Here is a 16,443-nt window from a genome sequence, read left to right as displayed (position 1 = left end):
CATCCAAATTTTTGGGATATATCTTTCTGTTTTGGGTGGAGTTGTTATCTCCCTGCTCCCTTGGTATTGTCTTTTCCTTATGTATAACTGTTTTTCAACTGTATTTAAAAATAAGGCTTCTAGCTTGGAGATCGAATACAAATCAAACTAAACGCCCTGTATTGCACAGGGCAATTTAGTCTAATTCAAAAAAACTAACTCAACAAGCAGAAACCTCATTTTTGTCAACCGGTATGTCAATACAACAATTTCCGTATTGAGCTTCGGTCTTTACTCACTTAACAAAGCCGTGATTTCATCAACGGTAAGTGCTTTGTTATAATATTTCACTTCGTCCATAAATCCATCTAACTGAGAACGGGTGTCACTACCTGCATTATAGACTCCGCTACCATCTTCCCATAAATTAAAAGAATAATCGTTGACCTCATCATACATTGCTCCGCCTAATAGCGTATTTAGATTACGGGTACCTGGAAGATTATCCGACTGACTATATTCTACCCCATCAGCATACACCCTTAACTCCTTGTTGGTTTGATCGATTACCATAGTAACCATATGCCATGCGCCGTCAGCTAAATTTGGGGCTTCACCAGGAGTGTCCGTTCTACCGCCTTCCCAATCCATTCTCTCACTACCATTTGCAAGATTTATGGTCCAACCATCTTCGTCATCACCTGGTCCAGGAACATATGAATCAGCACCATCAATGGCTAAGACCCAACCTTGATTTGATCCACCACCCCAGTCACTATTTCCTAAGAGGGCGGGATCTGATCCAATTGCAACATCTTGTTTTACCCAAAAATTAACACTGAAATCTTGCGAACCGGAAGGTCTCAATAAATCGTGCTTTGGAAGTGAGGCATAGGAACCAGAGGCAAAATGTATTACTTGCCCTCTCTCTGCATCGGTGACAAATTCAACATCTACAGTTGCCGTAGCACCCAAAACAGCATCGAACTTGTTTCCACTGATATCTCCCATGTCCGTGTCAAGAGGTAAATGAACAACTAATTCCGTACCACTACCCGGTGTGGTCGTGAAATTCCAAGAGGTATCGTCCGAGATACCTGGGAAGTTATTCCCAGCGATATCTTTTATAGCCCCATCTGCGATTTGGACATAAAAATCTCCGCCAAAAGCAAGACTGCTAGCTAGGGCCACAGAAAGTGTAGGTCCCTCGATCGTCACAAATTCTCCTTCAACATCTATAGTTGCAACAGCAGCGCCCCCGCTCTCATATACAGTGATCTCACCTGTACCTACCTTAACGTCCTCATTGAAGTTTAGGGCAATAGAGGACACGGCCGCATCGGTGGCATCATCCGCAGGGATAAGTTCCGCAATTTCCGGAGCATCCAAATCCCCTGGGTTACCACCAGAAGTAAAAATCCATTCTTCGTTATCAGGCATTCCAAAAAACAGGTTCCCTGCGGTGTCCTTGACAATTCCTGCATCCAACACTACCTGGTAATTTCTCCCGGACAAAAAATCTTGGGGATTGATGGTCATTATTCTACCTACATTACTGATTTCTACCTGGTCTGAATTAACATCGATAACTTGTGTGCCTTCTGGTATATCTGTAGTAATCGTGATATTTCCCGTTCCTTTTTCCACGATATCATCGAATGTCAATACCAAATTGCTGCTTAAATCTACGCCGCCAACACCTGAAACAGGATTGTAACTTACTACATAGGGATTAACAATATCCCCTACGAGATCATCATCGTCCGAACAAGAAATGACAAGGCCAAGTGCTACTAGAAAAGAGGCGGCCATATAATAGTAAAACGTTTTATTTTTTTTAGTTTTCATTGTATCTGTATTAATTTTTTTATTCGATTTAATTAGTCAACATCCCACCAAACCCGGGTTGAAATTAGGTCTCCCTCTCCGCCAAGCATATTTACAGCTTCTTGGTAGTTGTCCGAGTTTACCGTTTGTTCATCAGCCGGATAAACATACCTTACCGGAACAAACCCGATAGAATCGTCTCCTGCCGTTATGCTCGGCACACCAACTCTTCTCCATTCTGACCATGCTTCAAAACCGACCAAAAACAACGATAACCATTTTTGGGTATATATCTTGTTCAGCTTTTCTTCCTGGGTTCCGGTATAGGCAACGGTATTTTGGCTGTAGTAGCTGGGGTCAGGTATGAGTTGTGCTGCCGATGGTACCCCAAAATTATCGGGAATCCGGCTTGCGTAATACTCAAATTGATCTCGAATACCATTCAAATAGTATGTCTCTGCATCTCCCGTAGAGATATAACCTTTTTCCCTAGCTTCGGCAAGTATGAACTGCACCTCGGAATAGGGCATAAAAACGCTTTGTGCCGCATTGGGGGATACCACCTCGGTATCATATTGTCTTGGAGCAAACAACAAGCCCATAAGCGATTGATTTGCCGGACCACCGTTAAAACCTGATATATCCGAAATTCCATTTGGCACTCCAAAGTACTCTGGGTTCGGGGTGTCGATAGTGGCCGATGTAGGCAATGCGAAAGCGGCTATACGCGGATCATCCATTGATTTTAGAATTCCTTCCATATTGAGTGCCAACCTCGTGGAGGATGAAGACGAAAAATCACTTACATTTCCCGTGTAAGCTGGATGTTCATTGGGTGTCTCCTCTAAATATTGAAGGGCGGCTTGGTCCAAATGCGAAGTAAACAGGGGGTGGGCGGTAGGGTTACCGACTATTCTTTGCATCTCTGCGGCGGAATCCTTCCTATCGGACTGTCGCAACAATATTCGAAGACGAAGTCCGTTTGCAAATTTCCTCCAGTTTTGTACATCGCCAGCATATAAAATATCAGCCTGTACGGCTTCCGTTGTACTACCCAAGATACTGTTGGCAGTTTCCAGTTCGCCCAGAATTCCGGCATAAACTGCTTCCTGTGAATCGTACTTTGGAAAGTTGATATCTTCCCTGGCACTTCCTGCTTCACTGTAGGGAATAGGGCCAAAGTTATCCGTTAAGTTTTGAAACATCCAAGCCCTGAGTACCAATCCGATGCCTACATAATTTTGGAGCCCTTGCTCTTCAGCAGTGGCGATCATAAAATCGACATCTTTTAATGTTCCGTAGAAATCCCAACCGAACCTGCCTACTTCGGCCCTGGCAAAATCGGCAAATGAACTTACAAAGAAGTTGGATATTTGATCTGAAATGATCGCGCCCCGATCAAAGGAGTTGTCCCAATTTTCATTTGCGAGGTTCTTGATGATCTCTGCCAGTAATAGGGATGGATCCTCTATTCTATCGGGCGCATTGGGATTTGTATTGATATCCTCAAAATTGTCCGTACAAGAAATGGTTATGAACAATGCGCATAATCCTAAAATTAAAAATTTATATACCTTTTTCATTATAGTATCTTTTTAGTATTAGAATTTCATGTTTAAGTTGAATCCAACACTCCTTGTGGATGGAAGGCTCATGTTCTCAAAACCCGGTATTAAACCACCACCGCCGGTTGCGGTCGCGACTTCCGGGTCAAAGTGTTGGTTGCTATCAGGGGTCCACAAGAAGAGATTTCGACCGACTATAGAGAATTGAACGTCCCTTATAAGTCCTTTAAACCATTCATTCGGAAATTGATATCCAAACCTTAATTCACGAAGTTTTGCAAAAGTCGCATCGAATAATTGGGCCTCACTGATGTGATCTATGGATTTATGGAATTGGCGTGCATCCGTACCATAAACCCCTTCGCTGAAGGTGCCGTCCGTACTTGTTGAGTTTGGTACATAAGTGCCATCGGGCAATTGTGCGGCCCCTACCTTATAATAAGGGTCATCGTATTCTCTACCTATTTCCCTTGCCGATCTTCCTACCCGAGTTTCTATCAATTGCCCGGCTCCTACACCCTTGTTGAAAAATCTGGAAATAAACTCTCCGCCCCAACGAACATCTACCAAGACCGATAAGCTAATATTCTTATACGAAAAGGTATTGCCCCAACTCCCTTGCCAATCTGGATTAAAATTTCCAAGATAGATCTGCTCGGAAGTTGCCCTGGGCCGTCCGTTATCGAATATGATTATTTCGCCTTGCATGGGACCGCTTTCAACGCGTTGGTAACCCGGACCCCAAATGGCACCCATTTCTTCACCAATTCTGGCTTGGATGGATCCGTCTTCACCAGGAGCTTGCTGGATAATAGCGGTAATGCCATCGGCAAGTTCCAACACCTTGCCTTCATTTTGCGAATAGTTGATAAAAGTGCTCCATTTAAATCCATTTTCGAATTCTATGGGTGTTGCGTTCAACATTACTTCAAAACCTTTGTTTTGAATCTCTCCCGCATTGATCACTCGATCACTATAACTTGTTGAAGCTGCCAAGGGCACCTGAATGATTTGATCTTTCGACCGCGTATCATAGTAAGTCACGTCCAGGCCAAGCCGGTTATTGAAGAGTCTGATATCTGTACCAATTTCATAAGTGGTTACCGTCTCTGGTTTTAAATTGTTGTTTAACAACGAATTACCGCTACTTAGTGAAGAATTGGACCCCCACGTTCCTGCAAATCCGAACGTATTATTTAGACTATAGGGATCTGTATCGCTACCTACCTGTGCAGCTCCCAATCTTATTTTGGCCAGAGATACCCATTCGGGCATGGGCAAAAGTTGGTCCACCAATGTGCTGAAGGAAATTGAAGGATAGAAATAAGAATTATTCTTCGCTGGAAGTGTACTGGACCAATCATTTCTTGCCGTTATATCCACAAAAAATGTATTGTCATAGTCAAAATTTGTAAAGGCGTACAAACTATTGATTACTTTTTCACTGTCGTTAGATTCAGTCAATACATCTGCCGCACTATTGGCAATGGAATAAATACCGGGAATCAACAATTGGGGAGCTTCTATAGATCTATACCTTTGATTTCTTTTCAGATGGTTTCCACCACCAGAAATCACATAGTTGAACTTGTCGCCAATTTTATTTTTATAGCGTAACAAGAAGTCAAAATTATTCTCCTCAAAATATCTTGTAACTTCCCGATACGATCCAAATTCACGCCCCACAGTACTTGGAGCCCATCTCATAGGCCTAAAATCATTGAAGAGATCCGTGCCCCCCCTTGCGATAAGAGAGAAATGCTCGGAAAAATCATAGGTAAGGCTTACATTTCCAAAAAGACGGTTCTTATCTTGGGCTCTAGTGTTCTCGAACTGGTAAAAGAATGGATTGTTGTGATTTTCTCCATAGTTGTATTGGAACTGACGCGTACCTTCAAAACCCTCTTGCCAATAGTCCCTTAAGGCATCGATATCCATATTTCGAACTGACCAGTTCATAAAATACATAATTGAGCGCCTGCCATAACCTGTTTCAGGTCTGTTACTACTTTTTGTATTGATATAACTCATGGCGGCATTTACACTGAATTTATTGGACAGTCTGTAACTAGACTTAAAAGCAATGGTGTTTCGCTCCAAATCATTATTTGGAATGGTCCCTGTTTGATCAAGATTGGTGTAGGAGAGCCTAAAATTGCCTCTGTCATTAGATCCTGTCAGCGCTATATTGTTGAAAATGGAATACCCGGTATTAAAAAAGTCCTTAATATTATCGGGTCTGGATATCCAGGGTGTAGGTATTACCTCCCCTCTATTTGGGTTGGCCACGTCACCGCCACGCATTCTTCCCAAAGTAGGGGAATGAAATTGTCTTTCCAATGTACCTACATCCAACCTTGGCCCCCAACTTTCATCATAACCATCCTCGAGACCATCCGGGTAGATAGAGGAACTGGCCCCAAAATTAGAGCCTTCAAATATCCCGTTCCTTCCTCCGCCAAATTCGTTTTGAAATTTCGGAAGCCTAAGGATAGTTTCCATTGTGGTTCCGGATGTAAAAGTAACTCCAAGACCCTGACCATCCTTTCCGGATTTCGTAGTTATCACAATGGCGCCATTTGCGGCCCTAGACCCATAAAGTGCGGCGGCGGCAGGTCCTTTTAAAACTGTAAGCGATTCCACATCCGCAGGATTGATCTCAGCTGCGCTGTTACCATAATCAACATCCGTAGCATTGTTCGTTCCGTCATTACCTACAGGAATGCCGTCAACAATATATAAGGGTTCATTGCCTCCAAAATTTAGAGAACTTTCCCCCCTAATAACTACTCGCGAAGAGGAACCCACAGCACCTGAAGTGGTAATGTTAACACCAGCAACTTTTCCAGAAAGGGAATTAACAAAATTACTCTCACGAGCCTCATTCAAGTCGTCTCCCTGCAGCTCTTGTACTGCATACCCCAAACCTTTCTTCTCTCGGGAAATACCTAAAGCTGTTACCACGACCTCATCAAGTGTCGCAGCGTCTTCTTCGAGTATTACGTTAATTGTAATACTTGTACCAACAGTAACTTGCTTTGTTTTCATACCTAAGTACGAAAAAATCAACACATCACCTTCATTGGCTTCAATACTAAAGTTTCCATCAAAGTCAGTTTGCGTTCCAGAAATAGTACCCTGTACCAAAATATTTACGCCGGGTAGGGGCACGCCAGATTTGTCCGTAACGGTTCCAGAAATTTCGCTTTGTACATCTACTTGTTCCAAATTAACGGGTAGGACATTAGTGGATTGCAGTACTCCCTTTTTTAGGATTATTTGACGGCCTTCTATAATATATAGAACACCTTTTTTGTCCAATACCCTATCCAATACCTTATCAATGGTTGCCCGTTTTAGACTAACATTGCTTGTTTGGATCTTTAAGGTTGGTAGGAGCTCATCGTTATAAACAAAAATAAACTCACTTTGATTTTCAATGCTTTCAATTATTTGGATTATGGTAGCATTTTTAAATTCAAGATCAAGTTTGGTTTTTTGAGCATACGAATCGGCAAAAGAATAACAGGCCAGAATTACCAGGAAGAGAGTCGTACATTTCATAAACCGAATGATTTTGTCCCTAATATTCAAGGGGCAATGGTACGGATGGTCATTAAATTTCATAAATTGTGTTAGTTTTAATTAAACAAAGTGCCTGTTAACCATTAACAGGTATAGTAGCCAGGGAGTGCTGGAACATTCCCTGGTTTTTTATTTCATCCCATATTCTTTATCATTGATTTTATCAAGTTTTAAAGCTGAGACTACGGCAAAATTTGCCAAAGTTTTTTCAACATTATTGGCCAGATCCAATTTTCCGCTGATGCGAATTTCATTGGCCAAAGTTTCCTCTAGGTTTATTTGAATATTGTAAAAACGCTCAATTTTTTGGGCTACATCGTATACGGATTGGCTTTCAAATTGCAGTATCCCTTCCATCCAAAGCGTATAGTCATCTGTATTTACCGTTGCCACTGTTATCCCTTTATCCGCTTTGTCCCAAGTGGCCAATTCCCCTGGTTTCAATTTTGTCTTTTTGGAATAAAAAGAGTTAATGGCTTTGTTTATGTGCACCTCTCCTTCTGTTAGTACAGCAAGTATGTGCTTATCGGAGGCATAGGCGGAAACATTGAACTTTGTTCCTACTACTTCAATTTCGTATTCTTTTTCCAGTGTTTTTACAATAAAGGGTTGATCCGCGTTTGATACCACCTCAAAAAAGGCTTCCCCATCCAAAAACACCTTTCTGTCATTTCCATTAAATTTTTCCGGAAAAACAAATCGAGAGCCTGCATTAAGATGTACAACGGAGCCGTCCGATAGGGATATTTTGCTACGCTTTCCAAAGGGTACTATCAATTGGTTTAAAGATGTAGCCCTTTCAGCAGTTTTTGAAGTAGATAGGGTGTCGTTGTCGTTTACGATAACCTCTCCTGAACGGGTATATTTAACAGTCGATTTATTATTACTTATGAGCAGTTGTTCCCTGGAATTAAGAATCAATTGGGTTTCCGTAAGGGAATCTATAGAAGTAGTCCGTATATTCTCGAAGGAGAAATCTTCTTTAGTATCCCATTCAAGGATAAAATAACTGCCCAACCCAAAGGCGATTACCAACAGCGCGGCATAACGCCCAAACTTTAAAGGCAATCGACGGAGTTTTGTTGGTTTTTTGGGTTGTTCTATATTGATAAGGATTTTTTCTAGAATTTCCTTTTTTTCACTATCTGTCAGACTGTGGTCTTTGGTTTTTAAGGATTGCAGTATATTTTTCAAGTGGCAAATAGTCTCCTCTTCCTCGGGATTCTCCAAGAGGAAGGACTCCCAATACAAGCTGTTTTCAACTGTTGGGTGGAATATCCAATCTATGAAACCTTGATCGTCCAAATATTTCGAATATTGGCTCATAATTTCTTTAGTGTTTAATCTAAAGGGAAGTCAAGGTCGTATTTGTGGACACTTTTTTCAGTTTTTTTTAAGATTCACCATCCAAGCCCCTTTTTTTTATAATCAAAAAAGAGAATATATATTCAGAAATGAGTATGTAAAATGCTGGTTCACAGTATTAAAACATTTAAATCATATTGAAGTGAAAGACATTTTGGAATGGAATCGTTAGCTCCCCTGGAAGAAATCTTATTAGAAGTAGATAGAAGGGCCGTTTTAATTTACCAATTCAATAGAGTTGATAAAACAAAAGGATACACTCGTTATTTTTAAAATGGTCGCATTCCCTTAGCTTTTTTATTGCCCTGTACACCTGTTTGCGAACGGAATTATGGTCTATGGTAACGATTTCTGAAATTTCGGTATAACTAAAGCCCATGGTAAACCTTAAATACAAAATCTCCCGTTGTTTGGAAGACAGCTGGGCCAAAGTCTTATGAATAAGCAAACTTCTATTTCTTTCTATTTCGTTAAGAATGGTTTTCTTTTCAATACTGTATTCAGTTTGGAACAATCCAAGGGTCTGTTCTGACAACTCTCCAAATTTCCGCTCCTTTCTCAATTTTCTAAAAACGGTATGTTTTAGGACTTTAAACAAATAAAATTTAATATTGGAAGGTTTCGAGAGTTGCTCCCTATGTTGAAATAGATCAATAAATACATCTTGAATACTGTCTTTTACCAAATCAGTATTTGGGCATATCTTAAAGCCATATGAATACAAAGCGTCTACATGCCTGGTATAAATTGTAGCAAAAGCCACCTTATTCCCATCAAGAAAACTGGTCCATAAACCATGTTCATTGTTTATGTCCTTTTTTAGGGTATTCATTAGATGTTAATCTAAGTTAGTTTTTGGTAGTCACAAATTAGTCTTTTTTAGACCGGTTAATTTCCTGAATAAATTATTAATCATTTGATAATATTAAAGGTGTTTTCGAGAGCTCCATTTGGTTTATCCTTGCTGTCAATAAGTGTATGTATCCTGGAACAATATTTGGTGTAAAGAGAAACATAATTTTTACAAATAGTAAAATAGTTATAACTAAAGTAAACATTTTTAAATAAAAAATTATAATATATGTAAAATAATTTTACTTTTGCTATAATTTTATTCCAGAAAACAGCGTATTAAATGAAAATAAACAATAGAGATTATCCCAAACACAAGAAGACGATTATCGGGGTATGTATGGACGGGACTTCGTATCCCTATTACGAGCAAGCTAAAGATGTTATGCCCAATTTACAACGCTTTATCAATGAGGGTTCTTTCGGAATGGTGAAAAGTGTGATTCCATCGTTTACAAACCCAAATAATATGGCGATCGTAACTGGGGTTCCGCCCAAACTAAATGGTATTTGTGGAAACTTTTATTGGGATACCGAACTTCAAAAGGAAGTAATGATGAATGATCCCAAATACCTAAAAGTGCCTACCATTTTATCTGTACTTAGCCAAAACGATCACAAGGTAGCTGTGGTAACCGCAAAAGACAAATTGCGAAAAATGTTGGCCCATAATTTAGATGGAATTTGTTTTTCCGCGGAATTTGCCAATCAAGCTACATTGGAAGAAAATGGTATTGAAAATGTAGAACAGGGTTTGATGGGAAAAGAAAGACCTGGTATTTATGACCCTTATATTTCAGTGTATTGTATAGAAGCAGGGGCGAAATTGTTACAAAAAGAGCATTTTGATGTGATGTATTTGACTACTACAGATTTTGTACAACATAAATATGCTCCGGGAAGTGATGATGCCAATGATTTTTTAGCAAAAATTGACCATTGGCTAGGGGAGTTGGATAAATTGGGTGCTATTATTGGTGTTACTGCCGATCATGGTATGCAAGCAAAAACAAAGGTAGATGGAACTCCCAAAGTACAATTCATAGAACAATTACTGGACGCCCAAAATATTAAAACGAGAGTAATTTTACCAATTACAGATCCTTATGTTGTGCATCATGGGGCCCTTGGAGGGTACGGTACCTTATACCTTGAGGATAAATCGCAATTATTGGACGCTAAAGACTATCTACTAAGCCTAGATGGCATTGAAACCGTGCTCACCAACCAGGAGGCTGTTGAGAAATTTGAGCTGCCAGGTGATAGAATTGGTGATTTGGTAATCTTGTCCGATGCCTCCACAACCATTGGAAGGACTCCTGAATGGCATGATCTGGACAAAGTGAAGGAAGGTCTTCGTTCCCATGGTGGCGAGCATTCACAGGAGGTTCCCATGATTTTCAACAAAAAATTGAGCAAGGAATATCATCAAAAACTAAAATCAGGGACTAGTAGAAATTTTGACTTGTTCCATTTTTTGAGTAACGGATTTTAAACACTGGAACCACCAAAAGTAACACCATGATCGAATTTGGAAGTATAATTAACGGAAGGCAAGTAAAGGGCAATGAATGGATAGATGTGTTCAATCCTTATACAAAAAAAAAGGTGGGAAGGGTCTCATCTATCGATAACAAAACCTTGGACGAAGTATTAAGGGATACCAAGAATGCAAAAATTACGCTGACCAGATACGAGCGGTACGATATTCTAAACAAAATAGCCGACGCACTAGAGGAAAGGGTGGATGAGGTAAGCCGCATGATTACCGATGAAACAGGTCTGTGCTTAAAAGATACACGATATGAGGCCAGTCGTGTTTCCGATGTACTAAGATTTTCTGCAATGAAAACCTTGGATGACGATTCCCAGGTATTTCCCTGCGATGTATCCAAAAACGGAAAGCCCAGAAGAATTTATACAACCCGCGTTCCTTTAGGACTGATCAGTGCCATTACACCCTTTAACCATCCCATGAATCAGGTGGTGCATAAAATTGCCCCTGCAATTGCGACTAATAACACCGTAGTTTTAAAACCCTCGGAACGAACACCCTTGTCCGCATACTATTTTGCACAATTGGCGCTGGACTGTGGGTTGCCACCCAACATGTTGAACGTAATAAATGGCGCTGATATTCAAGCCACCGCTGAAATGATGACCGTACACCCTGATATTACCATGGTTTCTTTTACGGGAGGTAGTAGGGTAGGAAAGATAATAGCATCCAAAGCAGGGTACAAAAAGTTGGTCTTGGAACTCGGGGGAAGTTCGGCATTACTTGTTTTGGAAGATGCAGATGTGGACGAGGCCGTGCAAGTTACCATGGCTGGGACCTTCAAAAATTCGGCACAGCGTTGTACCGCTATACGAAGGATATTGGTTCACGAAAGTTTGGCCGACACCTATGCCCAAAAATTGGCCGATAGGGTCAAGGCACTGAAATATGGAGATCCGTACAATGAAGAAAACGACATGGGTACCGTCATTACCGAAGAAGCAGCCAAAGAAATGGAAGCCCGCGTACAGAATGCCATAGACAATGGTGCCGTATGTTTGGCCGGCCATAAAAGGGATGGGGCACTCTTTGCTCCAACAGTTTTGGACCATGTTCAAAATACACACGAGGTGGTGGCAAAAGAAACCTTTGGCCCAGTGGCGCCCATTATTCGCTTTAAAACCTTGGATGAGGCCATTGAAATTGCCAATGATACGCCCTACGGATTGTCTGGAGGTGTGGTCAGCAACCATTGGCCATCCATTCAAAGGGTAATTACCGAGCTGGATACAGGTACCGTAAACGTAAATGAAGCCCCAAGTTATCGCTTGGAATGGACGCCGTTCGGAGGGGTAAAAGATTCCGGTCTTGGTTATAAGGAAGGGGTAATAGAGACCATGAAAGGCTATACCTATGTAAAAACATATTCCCTTCCTTGGGACATTGCCTAATCTAAAAATGGAATAGAACACATGTCAATAAAACAAATTACCAGAAACGTATTATTAAATCCTGGGCCCGCTACAACTACGGACACTGTGAAATTTGCGCAGGTTATACCGGATATTTGCCCTAGAGAGAAGGAATTTGGCGACCTAATGGAGTATTGCGCCACCGAAATCACACGATTTGTTGGAGACCCCAAGGATTATGCTACCGTTTTCTTTGGAGGTTCAGGAACAGCAACGGTCGAGGCGATATTAAGCTCGGTAATTCCTGAAAACGGTAAAATCCTAATTATAGATAATGGAGCCTATGGTAAACGTATGTGCCAAATTACCAGCGCATATAAAATAGATACTTTAGTTTTCAAATCATCATCCATAGAGCCGATAGATTTAAAAAATCTGGAGGATGCCATAAAATTTGAGAAAGGATTGACCCATCTCGCAATGATTCATCATGAAACTACAACAGGTTTGTTGAATGATATTTCGGCTATAGGTAAGCTATGTGCTACCTATAAGATACAATTTATTGTGGATTCAATGAGTGGTTTTGCCGCTATCCCTGTTAACATGAAGTTGATGAACATCGATTATTTAGCGGCTAGCTCCAACAAGAATATCCAAGGTATGGCCGGAATCGGTTTTGCCATTTGCAATAGACAGGTGTTGTTGGAGACCGAGGTCATTCCAATGCGCAACCTATATTTGAATTTGTACGCTCAATATGCCTATTTTGAAAAAACGCACCAAACTAGGTTCACCCCTCCGGTACAAACCTTTTATGCATTAAAACAGGCTATTCTTGAAACCAAAGAGGAAACTATTGAAAAGCGGTATGCGAGGTATGGTAGATCATGGGAAACTTTGCTGAACGGTATCGAAGAATTGGGATTGGAGTATTTGATAGACAAAGAGCACCATTCAAAAATTATCACCTCTATTATAGAGCCCGCTACCGAGAAATACGACTTTGAGGAAATGCATGATTTTTTCTTTGAGAAAGGATTTACGATCTATCCGGGCAAAGTGAATAATTATGATACATTTCGGATTTCTAACATAGGGCAAATAGATTATACCGATATTGAAGCTTTCTTAAAAGTTCTAAAAGCCTATCTTATTCAAATAAATTACCTCAAATAAAATTACCTAACATGGAAGATATACTCGTAAACCTTGGAAAGCAGCTAAAGAGAATTAGGCAGAACAAAGGCCTAAGTCTAAAACAAGTTGCAGAAATGAGCGATGTTAGCATAGGGTTGATTTCTAAAATAGAAAACTTTCGAACAACACCTTCACTTCCAGTTTTATTAAAAATAATGCAGTCGTTACAAATTGATCTTTCCGAATTAAATCTGGCAGCGAACAACGCTGAAAAATATATCCTTATTCGAAAAGGAGAAGGAACGATTGAAGAACGAGACGATTCATTGGGGTTGGAATACACGTTTCTATTTTCAAATAATCTATCCGAAAGTAACCTAAGGACCTATTTGGTAAAAGTAAATACGGACGTTTACAGAGAACCGATCTCTACTGATGCCATTGAGCTTATTTATGTTATTCAGGGTAAGGTAAATTATATAATCAATGATGTAACACTGATACTGGAAGAGGGTGATATTTTGTTCTTCGACGGATCTATTCCACATGCCGTTCAAAATGAGTACAAGGCCTCGGCGACCATGCTTAAAATGTATATGATAAAAAAGCAAGCGTACTAATAATGGCATTGACCACAGCTCAAAATTATTGGAGAAAAAGAATATTTATACTGACTTGGATTGCTTACGCAGGATTATATTTTGGAAGGAAAAACCTGTCGGTTACCTGGAGTTCCATGGAAACCGATTTGGGTCTATCAAATTCGGATTATGCAGGAATCATCTTTGTTTATAGCCTGGTTTATACTTTAGGACAGTTTTTGAACGGATTTTTATCAGATGTTTTTGGTCCTCGTAAAGTAGTAAGCTTTGGTTTGTTTCTTGCAGCTATCGGAAACCTGTTTCTCGGAATGTCTTTTTCAGTCGGGATAATCATCTTCTTAATTGCAGTGAACGGCTATGGCCAATCCACTGGTTGGAGTGGACTTATCAAGAATATGACACCTTGGTTTAAGGCAAATGAAAGGGGTATTGTAATGTCGTGGTGGTCTACCTGCTATGTTATCGGGGCATTCTTGGCAACGATTTTTGCTACTTATGTTGCTTTTGATATGGATTTCCTTTCGGAATGGGGTTGGAAAAGAGGTTATATTTTTCCCTCCATAATCATTTTTGTAGTTGCTTTCGTCTACCTACTTTTTACCAGAAATAATCCAAAGGAAATTAATCTTCCCAGTATACTCGAAAATCGGTATGAGTTTAAAATGGATGGAAAATCCGAAAAAATGAAAATTTTGGGTTTACTTCTTAAAAATAACGCACTTTGGATTTATTCCATTTGTTATATGATTCTTAAGATGACTCGCTATGCCTTTTTGTTTTGGCTTCCTGTTTATCTTGAAAGGGCCTTGAAATATGATGTAAGTGAAGCAGGGTATATGTCGTCTGTTTTTGAACTGATCGGATTTTTCGGTGTCATTATTGCCGGTTATGCTTCTGATAGACTTTTCAATTCGAAGCGATTCAGCACTGTAGCCATAATGTTAATCGGGCTTGGTCTGGCTTGTTTAATACATCCGTATTTGGTTCCTTTCGGAAAAACGGCAACCATCATCAGTATTGCGTTGATAGGTATGGCTACCTATGGGCCCGATTCACTTATTTCTACTGCAGGATCAATGGATGTTGGTGGAAAAAAAGGGGCGGCAACCGCTGCCGGTATTATCAATGGTATGGGATCCATAGGGCAAATGTTCTCCGGCTATATTGTTATTTTGATCAATGAAAACTACGGATGGGACAATCTTTTTAATTTCTTTGTGATCATGGCGTTTATTGGCGGAGGACTGGCAGCGTTGAAATGGAATTTCAAAAGTCCTGATAGACAAATGGCACATTGACTTCTTCGGCTTTACTGCTCCTTAGTAAGACAAAAGCATATTAAAACTTCAAACTTAAATTATTGTAAAATCGTAATTGTACATTACTTTGTTAAGTGTGGATAAAACACTTTTTCACTACCTATGCGAAGTTTAAGGAGCTATCTAACCGATAGGGTAGGGGTTCTACGTATAAACGAACAACAACCTATAGAAATGAAAAACAAACAATACGTATATATTCTAATCCTGTTGGCGAGTATATTTTTTAATCTTACAGGTTGTGCCCTTAAAAAACAGAATCCAGAATCGCCCTCGGTCGCTTATGACTCAATTTTATCGCCTAAACTACTGAATAGTGAACGGATTAAAATGAAGTATGGAAGTTATGCCATTAAAATCTTTAGTGACGATTCCAAAACAAGAATATCCAATCTCTATAGTTCACAGGACGACAAAAAGATAACGCGAACCTTCGCTCTTGTAAATTACTCTGAGGTAATTGATTCGACCTTCTTGGAAGAACATAGGGAGATTGTAAAGGGAGGATCTATAGGACGTGTTTTTAAAAATAACGGCTGGGAGATTGGAAAGGAAAGTGTTTTTTTTGGTGAACTATCACCTTCGAAGGATTTGTCCAAGGTATATACCCTTATGGGTAATATTGCCTATTCAGAATTGGCAATATATATGTATGGATTTTACATCGAAAAAAATAAAAAAAGGTTTCAATATGCTACGATTGTAGAGATTTATCATCCAGATTACCTTACCATCCATGATCTAAAATCCATGAATAAAGATGCAAATAAGTATCTCGAAAAAAGTCCATTTATTGATCAAACGATAAAAGAGATTGCCCAGATTACAAGGAAACTAAAACCTTAAGAATTTCTGTTTCTAGAATGAGCTTAAGTATCAATGCCATAAATATCCTGTTTGGTGACCGGTATTTTCCGTATACGTTTACCACTTACGTCAAAAATGGCGTTTAATACTGCCGGAGCCAAAGGTGGTGTGCCAGGTTCACCTAAGCCTGTAGGCCGTTCATCACTTTCAATAAAAACAACCTCTATTTCTGGGGATTCATCCATTCGAAGTACTTTGCAATTTTACACCCTGGTTTTTGCTCATCTCCACGAGAAGAAATGGTTCTCTCCCAAATTCCAATACAATAAGTGATGTTAGAGGTACATCCAAGACCTAGTGCTTTCCTTTAAACGTATTATTTACCCTTAGAACGAATTTGGCTTCTCAAATGATGGTTCATCTATTAGGCTGAAACAACAAATGCAATAGGCCTCACCACTATCCTCTTGCAGTTAACAACAAATATCTGCT

12 protein-coding genes are annotated in these 16,443 nt (G+C 39.9%); 6 read left to right on the top strand and 6 right to left on the bottom strand.

Translation table 11 applies throughout. The annotated features are described in order from the left end of the window. Positions 1-270 precede the first annotated feature (270 nt). From D7Z94_RS21985 to D7Z94_RS21965, 5 genes are all read right to left on the bottom strand, one after another. Positions 271-1,827, bottom strand: coding sequence for an Ig-like domain-containing protein (locus tag D7Z94_RS21985; RefSeq protein WP_120713796.1), 1,557 nt, complete (start codon positions 1,825-1,827; stop codon positions 271-273). Positions 1,828-1,859: 32 nt separating this feature from the next. Continuing rightward, a complete protein-coding gene (locus D7Z94_RS21980; protein WP_120713795.1) occupies positions 1,860-3,389 on the bottom strand; it encodes a SusD/RagB family nutrient-binding outer membrane lipoprotein in 1,530 nt (509 codons plus the stop codon). Positions 3,390-3,407: 18 nt separating this feature from the next. Next, positions 3,408-6,935, bottom strand: a complete 3,528-nt coding sequence (locus D7Z94_RS21975) for a SusC/RagA family TonB-linked outer membrane protein (protein ID WP_158594702.1) — start codon at positions 6,933-6,935, stop codon at positions 3,408-3,410. Between the two features lie 150 nt (positions 6,936-7,085). Further along, positions 7,086-8,282: a FecR family protein gene (locus D7Z94_RS21970; protein ID WP_120713793.1), complete on the bottom strand. Its 1,197-nt coding sequence runs from the start codon at positions 8,280-8,282 to the stop codon at positions 7,086-7,088. 268 nt (positions 8,283-8,550) lie between these two features. Further along, a complete protein-coding gene (locus D7Z94_RS21965; RefSeq protein WP_120713792.1) occupies positions 8,551-9,153 on the bottom strand; it encodes an RNA polymerase sigma factor in 603 nt (200 codons plus the stop codon). Between the two features lie 303 nt (positions 9,154-9,456). Here D7Z94_RS21965 and phnA point away from each other — a divergent pair, with 303 nt between their 5' ends. The 6 genes from phnA (at position 9,457) to D7Z94_RS21935 (ending at position 15,990) form a co-directional block, all read left to right on the top strand. Then, positions 9,457-10,668, top strand: a complete 1,212-nt coding sequence (gene phnA / locus D7Z94_RS21960; RefSeq protein ID WP_120713791.1) for a phosphonoacetate hydrolase — start codon at positions 9,457-9,459, stop codon at positions 10,666-10,668. A gap of 26 nt (positions 10,669-10,694) precedes the next feature. Beyond that, positions 10,695-12,122 (top strand): aldehyde dehydrogenase family protein, encoded by a 1,428-nt coding sequence (locus D7Z94_RS21955; protein WP_120713790.1) that lies wholly within the window; start codon positions 10,695-10,697, stop codon positions 12,120-12,122. A 21-nt stretch (positions 12,123-12,143) separates the two neighbouring features. Further along, the gene (locus D7Z94_RS21950; protein WP_120713789.1) at positions 12,144-13,262 is read left to right on the top strand and encodes a 2-aminoethylphosphonate aminotransferase; all 1,119 of its coding nucleotides are present in this window, start codon (positions 12,144-12,146) and stop codon (positions 13,260-13,262) included. An 11-nt stretch (positions 13,263-13,273) separates the two neighbouring features. Beyond that, a complete protein-coding gene (locus D7Z94_RS21945) occupies positions 13,274-13,843 on the top strand; it encodes a helix-turn-helix domain-containing protein (RefSeq protein ID WP_120713788.1) in 570 nt (189 codons plus the stop codon). Positions 13,844-13,845: 2 nt separating this feature from the next. Then, positions 13,846-15,123, top strand: a complete 1,278-nt coding sequence (locus D7Z94_RS21940; RefSeq protein ID WP_120713787.1) for an MFS transporter — start codon at positions 13,846-13,848, stop codon at positions 15,121-15,123. 195 nt (positions 15,124-15,318) lie between these two features. Then, positions 15,319-15,990, top strand: a complete 672-nt coding sequence (locus tag D7Z94_RS21935; RefSeq protein ID WP_211341841.1) for a hypothetical protein — start codon at positions 15,319-15,321, stop codon at positions 15,988-15,990. Positions 15,991-16,013: 23 nt separating this feature from the next. Here D7Z94_RS21935 and D7Z94_RS21930 read toward each other — a convergent pair whose 3' ends face one another. Further along, positions 16,014-16,196 carry a hypothetical protein gene (locus D7Z94_RS21930; protein ID WP_120713785.1) on the bottom strand — a complete coding sequence of 61 codons (183 nt, stop codon included), beginning with the start codon at positions 16,194-16,196 and terminating at the stop codon, positions 16,014-16,016. Between the last annotated feature and the right edge of the window lie 247 nt (positions 16,197-16,443).

The organism is Ulvibacterium marinum (assembly GCF_003626755.1).
In the GTDB taxonomy this organism is placed as follows: Bacteria; Bacteroidota; Bacteroidia; order Flavobacteriales; family Flavobacteriaceae; genus Ulvibacterium; species Ulvibacterium marinum.
This window is presented reverse-complemented; position numbering and strand designations above follow the sequence as displayed.

What these genes read in the sequence shown, in the direction of transcription:
- D7Z94_RS21985 (WP_120713796.1), bottom strand. Translation starts at nt 1,827, where the DNA reads ATGAAAACTAAAAAAAATAAAACGTTTTACTATTATATGGCCGCCTCT.
- D7Z94_RS21980 (WP_120713795.1), bottom strand. Translation starts at nt 3,389, where the DNA reads ATGAAAAAGGTATATAAATTTTTAATTTTAGGATTATGCGCATTGTTC.
- D7Z94_RS21975 (WP_158594702.1), bottom strand. Translation starts at nt 6,935, where the DNA reads ATGAAATGTACGACTCTCTTCCTGGTAATTCTGGCCTGTTATTCTTTT.
- D7Z94_RS21970 (WP_120713793.1), bottom strand. Translation starts at nt 8,282, where the DNA reads ATGAGCCAATATTCGAAATATTTGGACGATCAAGGTTTCATAGATTGG.
- D7Z94_RS21965 (WP_120713792.1), bottom strand. Translation starts at nt 9,153, where the DNA reads ATGAATACCCTAAAAAAGGACATAAACAATGAACATGGTTTATGGACC.
- phnA (WP_120713791.1), top strand. Translation starts at nt 9,457, where the DNA reads ATGAAAATAAACAATAGAGATTATCCCAAACACAAGAAGACGATTATC.
- D7Z94_RS21955 (WP_120713790.1), top strand. Translation starts at nt 10,695, where the DNA reads ATGATCGAATTTGGAAGTATAATTAACGGAAGGCAAGTAAAGGGCAAT.
- D7Z94_RS21950 (WP_120713789.1), top strand. Translation starts at nt 12,144, where the DNA reads ATGTCAATAAAACAAATTACCAGAAACGTATTATTAAATCCTGGGCCC.
- D7Z94_RS21945 (WP_120713788.1), top strand. Translation starts at nt 13,274, where the DNA reads ATGGAAGATATACTCGTAAACCTTGGAAAGCAGCTAAAGAGAATTAGG.
- D7Z94_RS21940 (WP_120713787.1), top strand. Translation starts at nt 13,846, where the DNA reads ATGGCATTGACCACAGCTCAAAATTATTGGAGAAAAAGAATATTTATA.
- D7Z94_RS21935 (WP_211341841.1), top strand. Translation starts at nt 15,319, where the DNA reads ATGAAAAACAAACAATACGTATATATTCTAATCCTGTTGGCGAGTATA.
- D7Z94_RS21930 (WP_120713785.1), bottom strand. Translation starts at nt 16,196, where the DNA reads ATGGATGAATCCCCAGAAATAGAGGTTGTTTTTATTGAAAGTGATGAA.